The sequence below is a fragment of the Tsukamurella pseudospumae genome (genome assembly GCF_001575195.1).
Taxonomy (GTDB): Bacteria; Actinomycetota; Actinomycetes; order Mycobacteriales; family Mycobacteriaceae; genus Tsukamurella; species Tsukamurella pseudospumae.
The window spans coordinates 12,967-27,435 of the sequence record NZ_LSRF01000014.1 but is presented as its reverse complement, the minus strand read 5'-3'; the positions used below and the strand labels follow the sequence as shown (position 1 = coordinate 27,435).

The following is a 14,469-nucleotide window of genomic DNA, read 5'->3' as shown; positions in this document are numbered from 1 at the left end:
GTGATGCTCGTCGGACCACCCGGCACCGGGAAAACCCACCTCGCGGTCGGGCTCGCGCATGCCGCAGTGCACGCCGGATACCGCACCTACGTCACCACCGCCGCCGACCTGGCCGCCCGCTGCCACAAAGCGGCGATCGAAGGCCGCTGGTCGACGACCATGCGGTTCTTCGCTGGCCCGACGCTGCTCGTCATCGACGAACTCGGCTACCTCCCCTTGCCCGCCGAAGCCGCATCAGCGTTGTTTCAGGTTGTCGCGCAACGGTATCTGAAAACATCGATCGTCATCACCACCAACCGATCGGTCTCCGAATGGGGCGAAGTCCTCGGCGACACCACCGTCGCCGCGGCCATGCTCGACAGGCTCCTACACCGCTCCGTCGTCCTCAAACTCGACGGCGACAGCTACCGACTACGAGACCACCACGCCCGCAACGAAACCCACCGCACAGCAATCGCACCCAGCCGCCGACCGCTATAATCCGACCGCACCCAGGTGAGGAATTTCAATGAGCATCACTGGGGACTTTCGATGAGCCTGATCAACGCCCGCGATCGCCCAGACGACTCGCGACGAGCAGCACCACCACGGTCCAGAATTGAGGAGATCTCACTCGTGACCACGCAGACAGCACGAAGGCTCCCATCCGCGACATCCACTCGGTGGGGGCCGACTCATTGGCCGTGGACGCACACAGCGGTCAGGCTACTTCTGGCTGCCGCCGGCGGCGGAGCGATGTTCATCTCGTTCCCACCCACCGCGCTGTGGGGAGCGGCGCCGGTCGGTGTCGCGCTCGTGGTCGCCGCCGTGTGGGGCTGCGGAATCGGCCAAGCCCTGCTGTACGGTTACGCCGCGGGGCTGGCGTTCTTCCTGCCCTTGCTTCCGTGGGTAGGCATCTACGTTGGGGCTGGGCCGTGGATCGCGCTCGCCGCGGTCGAAGCCGTCGCGGTAGCGGTGTTCGGCGCCTTGGTCAGCCGGATGGTGGTTCTCCCCGGCTACCCGCTGTGGTGCGCCTGCGCGTGGACAGCGACGGAGGCACTGCGCAGCCGCCTGCCATTCGGCGGGTTCCCTTGGGGAAAGTTGGCGTTCGGGCAGACCGATGGGCCTCTCGTACAGTTGGCCGCGGTCGGCGGCGCACCGGCTGTCTCGTTCGCGGTCGCCCTCATCGGGTGCTCCGGTTTCGCCGTGGTCCGCGCGGCACTGCGGAGGTCACCGCGCGCTGCTGTCCGTGCGTCGCTTGGTGGCATCCTCCCGTTCGCCGGCGCAGCACTCCTAATCGCGCTACCAGCGTACGAACCGCGAGCGAGCGTGACCGTTGCGGTGATCCAAGGCAACGTTCCCCGCCTAGGACTGGACTTCAATGCTCAGCGTGCCGCAGTGCTCGAGAATCACCTACGACGCACCGAGGACCTCGCCAGTGCCATCGAATCTGGCCAGATGCCCCGGCCCGCCATGATCGTCTGGCCCGAGAACGCCTCGGATATCGACCCGCTGCGCGATCGGCAGGTGCGCGCGCGGATCGATGAGACGGTCAACAGGCTCGGCGTACCTGTCCTCGTCGGTGCAGTACTCTCCGCCGACGACGGCACATCACGCAACGTCTCCATCGTCTGGAACCCCGGCTCCGGTCCAGGGCAGCAACACATCAAGCGGCGACTGGTGCCCTTCGGGGAGTACCTACCGATGCGGCCGGTCGCAACCCGCCTGTCCGCATACGCCGACAAGGCCGGCCGGTTCGTGCCTGGCGATGGTGACGGCATTGTCACCCTCGCTGGCATACCGACCGCGGCTGCCATCTGCTACGAAGTGGCCTTCGACGACCTCATCCGTGAATCTGTACGTGGTGGAGCTCAGCTGATCACCGTGCCCACCAACAACGCGACGTTCGGCCGCACGGCCATGTCATTCCAACAACTGGCGATGTCCCGACTGCGGGCCATTGAGCACCGCCGCACCGTCCTGATCGCCGCGACGAGTGGCGTCAGCGCAGTCGTTACCCCGGACGGGACGGTCACCGACCAGTCCGCACTGTTCAGTGCGGATACTCTGATCGCGACAGTTCCCCTCGACGACCGGCTCACACTCGCCACCCGCTGGGGCGCGTTGCCCGAAGCGATCACGTCCGCCCTGGCCGCTGCGGCTCTGATCGCCGCAACGGTGTTCAAACGGCGCGCACGTCGCACCTCCGGTCTCAAACGGTCGGTCCCCGCCGATACGACGCCCGTGCCCATCGACGAGCAGAAGAGCCCATGAGCGTCGCCCTCCCCCCCCCGTACCCGACGAGAGCGCCTCAACCCCGCCGTGGCATCGCCGGCACCGGTACGCATTGGCCCTGATCGCGATCGCTGCCGCGCTGCTGCTCATCGCCATCTCGACCGCGCACTCGCTCACAGAAAAACCAGGAGACCACGATACGGCCTCCACCGGCACTCGCACTGGAACCGAGGCTCCACTCCAGACCAGCTTAGCCCGTGGTGAACCTAAACCGCAGTGCGGCGGAACGAAATCGGCATCAGCCCGACCCGCTGGGCCCCTGGCTGATCTGTCTGAGCCCTGCCTCAGTACCCCCGATGTGATAAACCTCGGACAACTCACCGTAGGAAGAACCACCTTGCTCAACTTCTGGGCGTCCTGGTGCGGGACATGTCGCGAAGAAATGCCGATCCTCTCGCGCTACGCCCAACGCCCCGAGGCAGTCCAGGTACTCGGGATCAACGTCCGCGACGTCGAGAGTTACGCCCGCACCTTCGCCACCGATCTCGCTCTCGCGTACCCGAGCATCATCGACGCAGACGGCGCGGTGGCGAGGGCACTGCAGATCCCGCCTTTGCTGCCGCTGTCCTTTCTCGTCCGCCCCGACGGCTCCGTGCAGCGGATCGTGGACCCGCTGGTCTTCCGATCAGTACAGGACATCGAGGACGCTGTTGCGAGGGCGCAACCCTCGCTGCCGGGCAAGTGAGCGCTTTAGTCGATGGAACGGGTCACAACACCCACCCTGTACCTACTCGACGACTCGCCGCGCCTGGTGCCGGTACCGGCGCAGCGGGTGAGAGTACCTCGCGTGCGGGCCTGATGGGCTCGACCACTCACCATAAAGTACTATGCAAATTAGTAGTTGCGCGATGAGGCGGATCGAGGGAGGTTGAATGGTTCTGCAACGGCGAACTCTGCTGGCGCGGACGGCAACCGGAATCGGAGCCGTCGCGATCACGTCCGCCTGCGGTGTTGAGTGGGGCGCGGTGCCGCTGAGCGGCCCCTCGTCCTCACCGGAATCGTCCGGCGCCGGTCTACGGATCGAGTTGGCGCCGGCCGACGGCGCCGCGGAAGTCACGCCACGAACACCGGTCACTGTCCATGTCGTGGGCACTGGCGCCCTCGCCGAAGTCACGCTCACCAACGAGGCGGGGCGTGCCGTTGCCGGCACGTTGGACGCACCGCGCAAATTCTGGTCGGCCGGTGAGCCCCTTGGATTCGGCCGCACCTACCGCTTGCGAGCGGTCGCGGTCGATGAGGCAGGACGCCGGACCGAACGGCAGAGCACGTTCACCACGCTCGCACCACAGGCGCAGGTGACGATGGAGCTGGCAACGACGGCGGGCATCCCGGTCGGCGAAGGGCGGACCTACGGTGTGGGGCTGGTGCTAGTGGCGAAGTTCGACACCGACATCGCAGACCGCGCCGAGGCAGAACGTCGTATGAAAGTCACCTGTACACCCGCGGTCGAGGGAGCGTGGTGCTGGGTCTCGAATACCGAAGCGCATTGGCGACCTGAGAAATACCACACGCCGGGCACTCAGATCACCGTGGACGCCGCGCTATACGGTGTCCGCCTGGGCGAGCGCCTCTACGGCGCCGAGGACGTGCGTGCCAGTGCGACCATCGGCGCCTCGCATGTCTCGATCGCCGACGACGCGACCAAGACGGTCACCGTCTACGACGGCGGTAATCTCGTCCGTACGATGCCCACCTCCATGGGCATGGGCGGCAGCGAGATCATCAACGGCAACACCATCAGCTTCTGGACCCAACGGGGCATCTACACCGTGATGGACAAGGCGAACCCGGTGGTGATGGACTCGTCCACCTACGGGCTACCGATCAACTCGCGCTTGGGGTACAAACAGACGATCAACTACGCGACACGGATCAGCACAGACGGTATCTACCTGCACCAACTCGACAGTTCTGTGTGGGCGCAGGGCAACACGAACACTTCCCACGGGTGCCTCAACCTCAACGGTGACAACGCTCGATGGTTCTTCGACTTCTCGGTCCCCGGCGACATCGTCGAAATCCGCAACACTGGCGGCGCACCTCTCGAGCAATGGCAGAACGGTGACTGGAGTGTGCCCTGGCAGCAGTGGACCAAAGCCAGCGCCCTGGCGTCGTCGGAAGGCCGCTGACCAGGACGGAGAATGGGCGAGGCAGTCCGGATCTGTCTGAGCACATCCCGGTAGCCCCGCCGACTCGTCACAACGTCATCACCCATATCGCCACCGCGATCGCGGCCGTAGCACCTGCTGCGACTGCGGTACGCCCCCACCGAGTGTGCGGGTCGGAGCGCAGCGGAAACAGCACCTGCCGGATCAGCGCGTAGGCAGCGAGTCCGATCACGAAGATCGCTCCCGAGTGCCGGACGCCCAGGAACAGGAATTCGGCCCCTATCGCCAGCGTCCCGCACGCCGCAGCTTCAAACAGCTGCACCGGATAGCGTGAAGCGGCCACCCTCCGATCCGATGACCACAGTGACCACCGCGACACGGTGACCTTTCCAGCGCAACAGCCGGTCAGCCAACACCCCGGCCTCCCGACGGCCATCCCTGCGAGCAGTGCCGGGGCAGCAGAATCGAGCACCGCGCCCCATGACAGTCCGATCGCCGGCGCCCCCATCACCAAGACCACCGCGGCAGCGGCGTTGAACCCCTGAATGCAGGCTCCGGAGGACAGCAGCTTCCGTAGCGGCATCCGATGGATTGCCAAGAACCACAACCGCGCGCCGAGAAACCCCACAGCACAGGCCACACCGCTGATCCCCACCGCCGCGAATGCAGAGCCGCCAGCGAGGGAGACGTTCACTGCCATGAGCGCGACCGCGACGACAGCGCCGAGCCCCACCAGCAGCGGCCAACACCACGCTGCCACCGCGGGCCCGTGTGCCAGAGGCGCGAACACCGTCCGGACCCGCATCTGCTGGTCCGGAAGCTTCATCTCGCCCGCCAGCTCGCCCGCCTGCGTCGCAGCCGGTGTCCACGCTGCTCGCACCCGAATATCCCACTCGCCTGCCGGGATCCCCGATAGCCGCTCGGTCACAGCGACCGGCCGCCCGCGGGCCGCCGCGAGACTGACATCGCGCTGGCAGGTGAATCGCCCTTGCGTATCGTCGGCCTCGGCGCCGATCCGTAGGCCCTCGTACTGCATCCGGAGCGCACCGGGAGCGCTGACCGCGTCTAGCACGTACGTAGCGGACAGTCCTTGTGGCTCCGCTTCGTTCACTGGGTCGCAACCGCCCACCGGACCGGTGATCGTCGAGATCCTCTCCGACGCCTGCACCGCGTCATGCCGCACCGGCGCGCCGACGGATTCGGTCACCGTTGGAAGGCCCACGTCTGGATCCGGCACGCTAGAGAGATGTTTCATCGATCAGGCCTCTCCCGAGATTGAGCTACTAACACGCTTAGTAGGTAACTACTATGTTGAATAGTAGATGAGGGGCGGGCAGGCCCGCCACCAAGAACTACTATGTGATCTAGTAGTTATGCTGAGTTCGAGGAAAGACAAGCGCGAGGTGAGGAGGGTGCACTGTGAGTGGTATGAACCGCAGGGCGGTCATTGGACGGGTGCGGTGGTGGCACGCAGCGGCTGGCGGTGCGCTGATCGCACTGGTGATCGCGATCCCCTCCCGAGTGCTTCCCAATCCTGTCTTCACCCGGATGACGCCGGTGCGCTGGTGGGACTACCTCGTCCTCGTGGTGGTGACCGTTCTCGCGGCCGCCTGGCTGGCAGCTCCGGTGGTGGCCGGGTGGAATCGTGGTGCTGTGCGAGGCACTTCCGGTGTGGTCCTGTCGACGCTCGCGGTGGGGTGCCCGTTGTGTAACAAGGTCGTCGTCGCGATGTTGGGCGCGTCGGGAGCGTTGACGCTGTGGGCGCCGCTGCAGCCCCTGGTTGCTGTCGTCTCGGCCCTCGCCATGGGTGCCGCGGTCGCCACCCGCTGGGGGATACGGTGGTCGTGGCGGGGCGGCGAGCCTGAGCATCCGCTACAGGTGAGCGAATGCCCCGCCGGGGTGTGCGACCCCTCGGCGAAGATGCCTGTGGCTGTGGACACGACCGCCGGGCATCGGCATTCGTGACTCGTCGAATAGCGGCACCGGAGCGTAGTGGCTCAAGGACGTAGGCGCTCGGGACTCGGTGTACGGTCGCTGAAATGCGACTCGTGGGTCGCACTCGCTAGTCACGATGAAGCGTCGCAGCGGATGTTGCTGCGCAGTTGGCCCCCCGGGGAACAGGCAAATCTCTCTGTCACGCTGCGCCACGGGCGCAGCGGGCTAGAGCGCTGGGCAGGAAATAGCGGACACGACGAGGGCTGCAAGCGCCACCGTAGCGGCTGATCCCAGGGCGGTGGCCGCGGCGACCGCGCCGCAGTGGCGCACGCGAGCACTGCGGCTCGCTGCGGGGAGCTGTAGGCGGCGGGCCCGCGCCGAGGTCGCGGTGGTCGCCATCGCCAGAGTAGGGCCCCGCCCGGCTGTCCCTGATCGCTGCCGCACCGATTGTGCGGAGGCCATCTGCAGCAGGGCCCGGTGTACCGTGGCCGCCCCGCAACGGCGTGCTGCTGCTCCGTCAGCGATCGCCTCGACCAATTCCCGCACGGCGCTCGGGGCGTTCCGGCACAGCGGGATCGGGCGCAGGACCTGCCCGATGACCTCAGTGATGGCAACGATCAGGTGGTGGCGACCGCGGAGGTGTGCGTGCTCGTGTGCCAGCACTGCCGCCAGCTCGGAGGGTGCCAACAAGGTCTGTAGGCCGCGGGAGATCACCACCATCCCGCCCCTGGGTGCGGCGATGGCGAATGCCAAGGGGGCGTCGTGCTCGAGGCACCACACTCGGCCGTCCCCGGCGGCTGGACTGGCCACCAGCCTTATTCGGTCGCAATGCAACGTCGCGACCGCCCGCCGGCGCGCGAGGACGAAGACGCAGCGCACGCCGGAGATCACGACGGAGCCCGCAATGAGCGCGGCTAGTGCGGCGCCGGTCGCCCGGCGTCCCTGCGGCACGGTGCCATGGACCGCCAGGGACCAGCAGTCTCCGAACGCAGTGGTTACCGAGTAGTCTGCGTGCAGCGGCAGCAACAGTGCCACGATCGCTAACGCCGTCAGCAGTCCAAGCATTGCCAGCGCTCCCACCCAGCCGATGAGCAGGGCAACTGGATCGAGCCGCGTACGCCCCGCGCGGGTGAGCAGCACAGGTCCGGCAGCCGCGATCGCAGCCGCCGCGACGACCAATGCCGCGAACACCGTCATCGTGTACTCATTCCCTCCATCCGGGTCCGGATTCGGATCTCGCGCACCGGGCTTAGTCTATTGCTGCCGTGACCGACGGCGTAGTGCCCGCCGGATGACCTTTGATTCCTCGTCCGACGCGGACTCGGTGAAGTGCAGCAGCACTGCCTCAGGATCGCCGGATGCATCCAGCACGTCACGCAGCGCCTGGGTCGCAGCCTCCGCGCGGCTGAGTGTCGGCTCGTAGAAGTAGGCCTTGCCGACCTTCTCGCGTTGGACCCACTGCTTGCGGTGCAGGTTGTCTAGAACCGTCATCACCGTGGTGTAGGCCAGTGCCCGCCCGGTGTCGAGGGCATCGACCACCTCCTGCACCTTCAAGGCGTGCTCACTGTCCCAGAGCACTTGCATGACCGCGGATTCCAACTCACCAGGCAAGGGTCGCACTCCTCCTTAGTACTATCGTGGATAGTAGCAGGATCTTGATTGAATCTTGAATACCGCAGGCCAACCCCATTGTAGGTGGCAGTTAAGGCTCTGCATCTGCTCGATCACCGCTTCCCTCTGTGGCGTCTGTGACGTACGGTTCGGATGGTACTCAAGGGGTGCCGGTGCGGCGCGTCAAACTTTGCGTAAAAAGATTGCGCACCAACAATATTCCGCTTCTGATCCCCTCGCGTGGGCGCAACCTCCCCGCGGGGGGCGGTCGGCTCGTTGAAGGAGATGTTCCGTGGTGAATCAGCATCGATGGGCGTCTGGAATGCAGCGGGCGGCGGCGGTGACGATCGTGGCTGCGATCGTGGTCGGCGGAGCGGATCCTGCGTGGGCGCGGCACGTGGGAGACGACCCTCGAGCAGGTCACTCGGTCGCGGTGGTTCCTTCGTTGATCGTGCGCCTTGCGGACTTTGATCAGCAGATCGCGGCTTTGCAGAACGACGTTGACATTCGGCGGCAGTCGGTGAACAAGGCGGTGATCGACGTGGCGTTGGCCGCCGACGCTGCGCGGGCCGCGACGAATGCAGTAGTAGTTGCGGATCGGGAGGCCGTGGCTTCCGACCAGGCAGTGGATGCTGCTCAGCGCAGGCTCGATGAGATGCTCCGCGCCGCCTACATGCAGGGGAACACCTCGGGCGGGGTCGCGGATGCTCTGACCGCCCCGGATGGGCAGACGGCGGTAGACCGCACTGCGGTTCTTCGGCGCGTTGCTGCCGCCCAGGCAGGTACTGTCACCGGCCTCAATGACGCCCGGCGGCGGGCGCGATCGAGCCGCGATGCTGCGCGGATCGCGAAGATCTCCGCGGATGCAGCGGCTGGCGCGGCTGCCGACCGCCGCACCCGAGCGCAGGGGTCGGTGGCCCAGACCCTGGAGGCGCTGCGTTCGGCGACCGATCAACGCCGACGGTTGGATTTGCGTCGGCAGACGGCCGCAAGGGCGCTCGCCGAGGCGAAGGCGAAGTCCGGGGATGCCGCAGGTCAGCAGCGGATCTATGACCAATACGTCGTCAGCGAACAGCAGACAGTGACGGTGCCTTCCTCGCAGCCGGCTCCTGCACCGGCGGCACCCCCGAACGCAAGCACACCCGTAGCGGCTCCTTCTGCGGCACCGGCAGTGTCGGCGCCCGGGGGGCCACCGTCGGCCGCGACCGCAGCGTCGTCGTTGCTCGGGCAACTGAGCAACCTGTTCGGGTTCACGCCGCAACCGCAGACCGCATCCCAGGTCCCGGCTCAAGCGGCAGCCCAGGTGCCTGCAATCCAGGCACCAGTAGCGCCTGTGTCAGTCGCGTCGATGTCGGGCAAGCAAATGATTGACACGGTCATTGCCCGGGGCCTGTCGGTGGTCGGCACCAGATATTCCTGGGGGGGTGGTGATATCAACGGCCCCACCGTCGGGGTCCGCGACGGCGGCGTTGCCGATACCTTCCGTGACTTCGCGAACCCGGGATTTGATTGCTCGGGCCTGACGCTGTTCGCATTTGCTGCCGTCGGCATCAAGCTCCCGCACTACAGCGGCTACCAGTACAACATCGGCAAGAAGGTTCCGCTCGCTGAGATCAAGCGGGGTGACCTGATCTTCTTCGGCCCGAATGCGAGCCAGCACGAAGCGCTCTATCTGGGTGACAACCAGATGCTTGAGGCACCCGAGTCCGGATCGACGGTCAAAGTATCGCCGCTGCGCACCGACGGCGCGATGCCCTACGTGGTCCGGCTGATCAATTCGTAGACCCAGTTCTAGTTACGACCTGTCGAAGGCTGTGGGAACGGTACTGCTGCTGGAGTGGGAGTCCGGCGACGGCCTGAATGCTGTGGTGGAAATGCCATGTTGCTGGGACTGGCGAGATGCCAACTCCGTGGGACTGCGTGATGCAGTGCAGGTGAGAAGGCTGACAGTCGCCAGGTAGGTCGGGACCCTACATCGCTGCCTGCCCTCGGTCCCGGTCAGCCCGACCGGTCGCGCCTCCGCAGTGTCGGTTTGTCGATCTTCCCGACGGGGTTCTTGGGGATCTCGTCGAGCAGGATCAGGTCGACGGGGACCTTGACCTTCGCGAGTTCGCCGCGCAGGCCGTCGAGCAGTTCCTGGCCGGTCACCGTGGCACCCGCACGCAGCGACACGTACGCCACGGGCACCTCGCCCAGGACCTCGTGCGGCCGGCCGATCACGGCCGCCTCGAAGACCTGTGGGTTCCGGTACAGCTGCGCCTCGATCTCCTTGGGGTAGATGTTCTCCCCGCCGCGGATCACCATGTCCTTCACGCGATCCACGAGCCGCAGGTAGCCGTCCTCGTCGAGCAGGCCCACGTCGCCGGTGCGCAGCCATCCGTCCACGATCGTCTCCGCCGTCGCGTCGGGACGATTCAGGTAGCCGGCCATCACCACGTCGCCCGCGATGAGCACCTCCCCGGTCTCGCCGGGCGGGACGTCGCGGAGGGCACCGTCGACGATGCGGATCCGCTGGCCCGGCAGCGCGGGCCCGACGGTGCCGGGCTTGCGCGGACCGTCGAGCGGGTTGATGGCGGAAGCGGTGGTGGTCTCCGACAGTCCGTACCCCTCGACGATCGGCACCCCGAACCGGGACTCGAACCGCTCGATGAGGTCGACGGGCATCGGTGCGGCACCGCAGATCCCGAACCGCAGTGAGGAGGAGTCCGGCGCGACGTCCGAGGGCAGAGCCGTGAGCATCGCGTAGATCGCCGGGACCGCGGAGAAGTAGGTGGGACGGTGCCGCTCCACCGCGGGGAAGAACTCGTCCGGGCGGAAGCGGCCGACGATCGTGGTGCGCCCGCCCGCCCGCAGCGGGGTGAGCGTGCCGAGGACCACGCCGTTGGCGTGGAACAGTGGCAGCACCAGCAGGCTGTGATCGCGCTCGGTGAACGAGAAGTGCTCGATGAACGAGGCCGTCATCGCCGCGATGTTGCCGTGGGTGATCATGACCCCCTTCGGCTTTCCCGTGGTGCCGGCGGTGTAGATGAGCAGCGCCAGCCCCTCCCGCTCGACTGCGATCGGCAAAGCGTCCTCGCCGTCGGACTCGGCCAGCAGTTCGTCGCAGAGGAGTGCGGCGACGCCGTCGGGAGTCTCGACCCCTGCCTCGGCGACGAGCACCCGCGCCCCGGCATCCGCTGCCTGATAGGCGATCTCGGGCGGCGCGAGCGCCGGGTTGATCGGCGTGACGGCCGCGCCGAGCCGCCACGCGGCGAACACGGCGACGACGAGCTCGACCCGGTTCGGGAGCAGGAGGCCGACAACGTCACCGGCCTCGACGCCGTACTCCTCGAGCCGGGTGGCCGCCGTCCGGACGGCGGCCGCGAACTCGCTGTTGGACAGGTCGAGGCGGTCATCGGCGAGCGCCGGGTCCGACGGTGCCCGAGCCGCCCGGATCTCCGGGAGCCCGGGCACATCGGGGAGATCGCGCACCGTCATCGGTGCACCGTGACGATGGGCTCGGAGATCAGCCCGAAGGTGCGCAGGACCCCCTCCAGCTCGCGGTGCCCGAACGCCTGGCAGCCGGACGCGAGGCCGACGCGGCGCGGGGGTTGCTGCAGCAGCGAGTACGCGGCGTAGGCCTGCAGTAGGCCCGTCTGCTTGTAGTTGCTGTTGCCGTGGATCACCACGTGCGAGCGCCCGAGCGGCCCGGAGGCGTGCACCGAGTCGAGCGACTTGTTCACGCGGGGATTCTCGCGCGGTGGCATCGAATTCATGACCTGCGCGGCGACGGCGTCGAGCGCATCTGCACGCTCCTCCGGCGACATGTCCTTGGTGGCCTCCAGGGCCTGGGCCACGATCACCGGCACGTTGTTCATCAGCGCTGCGTTGAACACACCGCCCTGCGCCTTGCAGTTGGCCACGCGCGGATCGCGCTTGAACCACACGGGATGCGAGGTGCCGCCCCACGGGAGCGACTGCGCCAGCTCGTGCTGCCCGGGCACGACGAGGGGGACGAGGCCCTGCGCCGGATCGAACGGAACGTACTGGTTCTGCTCGAGGAAGAAGGCGTCGCCACCGGCTGCGTTGACCAGGATCGTGCGGGTGGAGGCGATCGTCGGGCTGCCGCCCCAGAAGACGGCGATGTCGAGAGTGTCGAGACCGGGTGTCTCCAAGGCGATCTGGGCGGCGATCTCGCCGGTGGTGTACATCTGGGCGATGCCCGGCGCCAGCAGGAGTCCGGCCTCGGCGAAGCGCTCGTGGAAGGCCTCGTCCAGGTGGATCATCCAGTCCTGTTCGCCGTTGGTGTCGCTGTAGTGCGCGCCGGCGTTCAGGCACGCCTCGACCACCGCGTCGCCGAACTTGATGAACGGTCCCACGGTGTTGAGAACGACCTTGCTGCCGCGGAAGAGTTCGGTCAGCGAGTCGACGTCGTGCTCGACCTGGACCACCTCGTAGTCGGCGGTCTCGATACCGGCGACGTTCTTGTCCATCGACTCGGCCAGCCTGCCCTCGTCGCGGCCCGCCGCGGTGAAGGGCACGTTGTACTCGCGCAGGTACTCGCAGATGAGGCGGCCCGTGTAGCCCGAGGCCCCGTACACCACTACCGGCTTGTTGCTCATGATTCTCCTAGTCAGGTTCGGTTTCGAAGGATGGGAAGGGTCACATGCCCATGCCGCCGTCGACGGGGAGGCCCGCGCCGTTGACGAATCGGGCCGCGTCGGAGGCGAGGAAGACCACGCCGTCGGCCATGTCCCGGACCTCGCCGAGGCGGCCGCTGGGGGTGAGGCCGACGACGGCCTCGACGGCCTGCTCCGGCGATTCGAACAGCCCGATCTTCGCCATGTCGACGGCCAGCCCGGTGCCCATCTCGGTGGGGACGAGGCCGGGGTAGATGCAATTGACGCGCACCCCGTAGCCGAGCTTCCCGGACTCCATCGCGGCCACCCGCGTCATGCGGTCGATCGCGGACTTGGTGGCCGAGTAGATGGCGATGCCGGGGAAGGCGATGGTCGCGGCGACGGATGCGACGTTGACGATGGCGCCGCCGGCACCCGTGGCGCCGCCCGGGCGCATCGCCCGCAGTCCGTGCTTGAGGCCGAGCGCCGTGCCGAGCACGTTCACGTCGAGCTGGCGACGCACGTCGTCGACCGAGATCTCCGTGAGCAGGCCCGTGATCTCGACGCCGGCGTTGTTGACCAGCACGTCGAGGCCGCCGAGCTGCGTGACGGTCGCGTCGACGGCGGCGGACCAGCTGTCCTCCGACGTGACGTCGAGGTGGACCGAGCCGTGGCCGGCCCCGAGTTCGGCAGCGACGGAGGCAGCTCGCTCCGTCTGCAGGTCACCGATCACCACCGATGCCCCGGCCGCGGCCAGTGCCCGCGCCATGCCCTCGCCGAGCCCCTGGGCCCCGCCGGTGACCAGGACCCGCCGTCCGGTCAGATCGAATGCGCTCACGACTACTCCTTTGCTCGAGGTGGAACGGAGTGCGGGACGCTCTGTGGCGCCCGTCACAGATCAGAATCTAGACGACTGTCAAGAAAAATGTTGGACAATCGTCAAGAGAATGATTCGGGGGTCGTGCTGTGATCCGCGGCACGGGGGTTATCCTGGGGTGATGTCGGCACAGGGTCGGCGGCGAAAGGGGGCGAGGTGACCGATCTGATCGCGAACCCGAGCGTCCTCGGCGCCCCGAGTGCTGCCACGCCCGCGAGCGCCCCCGCTGCGGTGGGTGCCAGCAAGCACGCCACCAAGGTCGCGGCCAAACGGGACGAGTTGGCCCGCGCGGCCCTCAAGACGCTCTCGGAACTCGGCTACGCCCGGACGAGCCTGCGCGAGATCGCGGCGAACTCCGAGTACAGCCACGGCGTGCTGCACTACTACTTCGCGGATCGGCTCGAGCTCATCGCGCACTGCGTGCACCTCTACAAGAGCGAGTGCATCGCCTCCTACGACGACGTGCTCCGTCCCGACGACGATGCGCCCGCGCTTCGGGCCCGATTCGCCGAGCGGCTGGCCGCCACGATGGAGCACGACCTGCCCACTCACAAGCTCTGGTACGACCTGCGGTCGCAGGCGATGTTCGAGTCGGCCCTCGTCGACGACGTGCGCGAGATCGACGGCGATCTCGAGGCCATGATCTGGCGGGTCGTTCGACGGTACGCAGAGCTGTCCGACGGTGCGCCGCTACTGGATTCGGCCGGCACCTACGCCGCGCTCGACGGCCCCTTCGAGCGTGCGGTCCGTCGCCGGGTTCGCGGCGACGAGGCGGCCGGTGCCGACCTCACCGCGCAGGTCTTCGCCCTGCTCGACGCGCTCGTGGTCCGCCCGTCGCCCTGATCGACCACGATCCCCCTCGGCGATATCACCACCGACGACCGCTGGACACCATGCGCGTCGTCCCCCGTGCCACGCCGTCGTCCCCCGCGCCACGCCGGCTCCGCTCACCCGGTGCTCGGCGGTCTCTGCCGCGGTCCCATCGACGAGATTCCCGCGAGCCATGCGCGAAACGCATGGCTCACGCCCTAGATATGGCGTTTGACCTCGAACGATGCGGCCATGC

The 14,469-nt window shown here is 67.3% G+C and carries 13 protein-coding genes; 7 read left to right on the top strand and 6 right to left on the bottom strand.

Going from position 1 to position 14,469, the window contains the following annotated elements:
• From AXK60_RS08845 to AXK60_RS08830, 4 genes are all read left to right on the top strand, one after another.
• On the top strand, positions 1–480 hold a 480-nt coding region (locus AXK60_RS08845), incomplete at its 5' end, for an ATP-binding protein (protein ID WP_139057837.1).
• A 255-nt stretch (positions 481–735) separates the two neighbouring features.
• Positions 736–2,253, top strand: a complete 1,518-nt coding sequence (gene lnt / locus AXK60_RS08840) for an apolipoprotein N-acyltransferase (RefSeq protein WP_082756363.1) — start codon at positions 736–738, stop codon at positions 2,251–2,253.
• Between the two features lie 319 nt (positions 2,254–2,572).
• Positions 2,573–2,959, top strand: coding sequence for a TlpA family protein disulfide reductase (locus AXK60_RS27925; protein WP_217491769.1), 387 nt, complete (start codon positions 2,573–2,575; stop codon positions 2,957–2,959).
• Between the two features lie 187 nt (positions 2,960–3,146).
• Positions 3,147–4,403: a L,D-transpeptidase gene (locus tag AXK60_RS08830; protein ID WP_082756359.1), complete on the top strand. Its 1,257-nt coding sequence runs from the start codon at positions 3,147–3,149 to the stop codon at positions 4,401–4,403.
• A gap of 67 nt (positions 4,404–4,470) precedes the next feature.
• Here the strand turns inward: AXK60_RS08830 and AXK60_RS08825 are convergent, their stop codons facing one another.
• Positions 4,471–5,589 carry a prolipoprotein diacylglyceryl transferase family protein gene (locus AXK60_RS08825; protein ID WP_160126343.1) on the bottom strand — a complete coding sequence of 373 codons (1,119 nt, stop codon included), beginning with the start codon at positions 5,587–5,589 and terminating at the stop codon, positions 4,471–4,473.
• A gap of 221 nt (positions 5,590–5,810) precedes the next feature.
• Here AXK60_RS08825 and AXK60_RS08820 point away from each other — a divergent pair, with 221 nt between their 5' ends.
• Positions 5,811–6,347, top strand: coding sequence for a hypothetical protein (locus AXK60_RS08820; RefSeq protein WP_019201637.1), 537 nt, complete (start codon positions 5,811–5,813; stop codon positions 6,345–6,347).
• A gap of 195 nt (positions 6,348–6,542) precedes the next feature.
• Here the strand turns inward: AXK60_RS08820 and AXK60_RS08815 are convergent, their stop codons facing one another.
• Together AXK60_RS08815 and AXK60_RS08810 are read right to left on the bottom strand one after the other, a co-directional pair.
• A complete protein-coding gene (locus tag AXK60_RS08815) occupies positions 6,543–7,514 on the bottom strand; it encodes a M56 family metallopeptidase (protein ID WP_019201638.1) in 972 nt (323 codons plus the stop codon).
• Positions 7,515–7,571: 57 nt separating this feature from the next.
• Positions 7,572–7,937, bottom strand: coding sequence for a BlaI/MecI/CopY family transcriptional regulator (locus tag AXK60_RS08810; protein ID WP_040765956.1), 366 nt, complete (start codon positions 7,935–7,937; stop codon positions 7,572–7,574).
• A gap of 283 nt (positions 7,938–8,220) precedes the next feature.
• Between AXK60_RS08810 and AXK60_RS08805 the strand changes: the two genes are divergently transcribed.
• Positions 8,221–9,711 (top strand): NlpC/P60 family protein, encoded by a 1,491-nt coding sequence (locus tag AXK60_RS08805; protein ID WP_139057836.1) that lies wholly within the window; start codon positions 8,221–8,223, stop codon positions 9,709–9,711.
• 215 nt (positions 9,712–9,926) lie between these two features.
• Here AXK60_RS08805 and AXK60_RS08800 read toward each other — a convergent pair whose 3' ends face one another.
• The 3 genes from AXK60_RS08800 to AXK60_RS08790 are packed head-to-tail and all read right to left on the bottom strand — an operon-like array spanning position 9,927 to position 13,364.
• Complete coding sequence (locus AXK60_RS08800; RefSeq protein WP_068570698.1) at positions 9,927–11,405, bottom strand: class I adenylate-forming enzyme family protein; 1,479 nt, start codon at positions 11,403–11,405, stop codon at positions 9,927–9,929.
• The gene (locus AXK60_RS08795) at positions 11,402–12,532 is read right to left on the bottom strand and encodes a DUF5938 domain-containing protein (protein ID WP_139057835.1); all 1,131 of its coding nucleotides are present in this window, start codon (positions 12,530–12,532) and stop codon (positions 11,402–11,404) included. The genes AXK60_RS08800 and AXK60_RS08795 overlap by 4 nt, the downstream gene beginning before the upstream one ends.
• A gap of 37 nt (positions 12,533–12,569) precedes the next feature.
• Positions 12,570–13,364 (bottom strand): SDR family NAD(P)-dependent oxidoreductase, encoded by a 795-nt coding sequence (locus AXK60_RS08790; protein WP_068570694.1) that lies wholly within the window; start codon positions 13,362–13,364, stop codon positions 12,570–12,572.
• A gap of 195 nt (positions 13,365–13,559) precedes the next feature.
• Here AXK60_RS08790 and AXK60_RS08785 point away from each other — a divergent pair, with 195 nt between their 5' ends.
• Complete coding sequence (locus tag AXK60_RS08785; RefSeq protein ID WP_231855489.1) at positions 13,560–14,246, top strand: TetR/AcrR family transcriptional regulator; 687 nt, start codon at positions 13,560–13,562, stop codon at positions 14,244–14,246.
• Positions 14,247–14,469 lie beyond the last annotated feature (223 nt).

Bases quoted from the DNA above. Each gene is read 5' to 3' on its own strand.
- AXK60_RS08800 (WP_068570698.1), bottom strand. From the start codon at position 11,405: ATGACGGTGCGCGATCTCCCCGATGTGCCCGGGCTCCCGGAGATCCGG.
- AXK60_RS08815 (WP_019201638.1), bottom strand. From the start codon at position 7,514: ATGACGGTGTTCGCGGCATTGGTCGTCGCGGCGGCTGCGATCGCGGCT.
- lnt (WP_082756363.1), top strand. From the start codon at position 736: ATGTTCATCTCGTTCCCACCCACCGCGCTGTGGGGAGCGGCGCCGGTC.
- AXK60_RS08820 (WP_019201637.1), top strand. From the start codon at position 5,811: ATGAACCGCAGGGCGGTCATTGGACGGGTGCGGTGGTGGCACGCAGCG.
- AXK60_RS08830 (WP_082756359.1), top strand. From the start codon at position 3,147: ATGGTTCTGCAACGGCGAACTCTGCTGGCGCGGACGGCAACCGGAATC.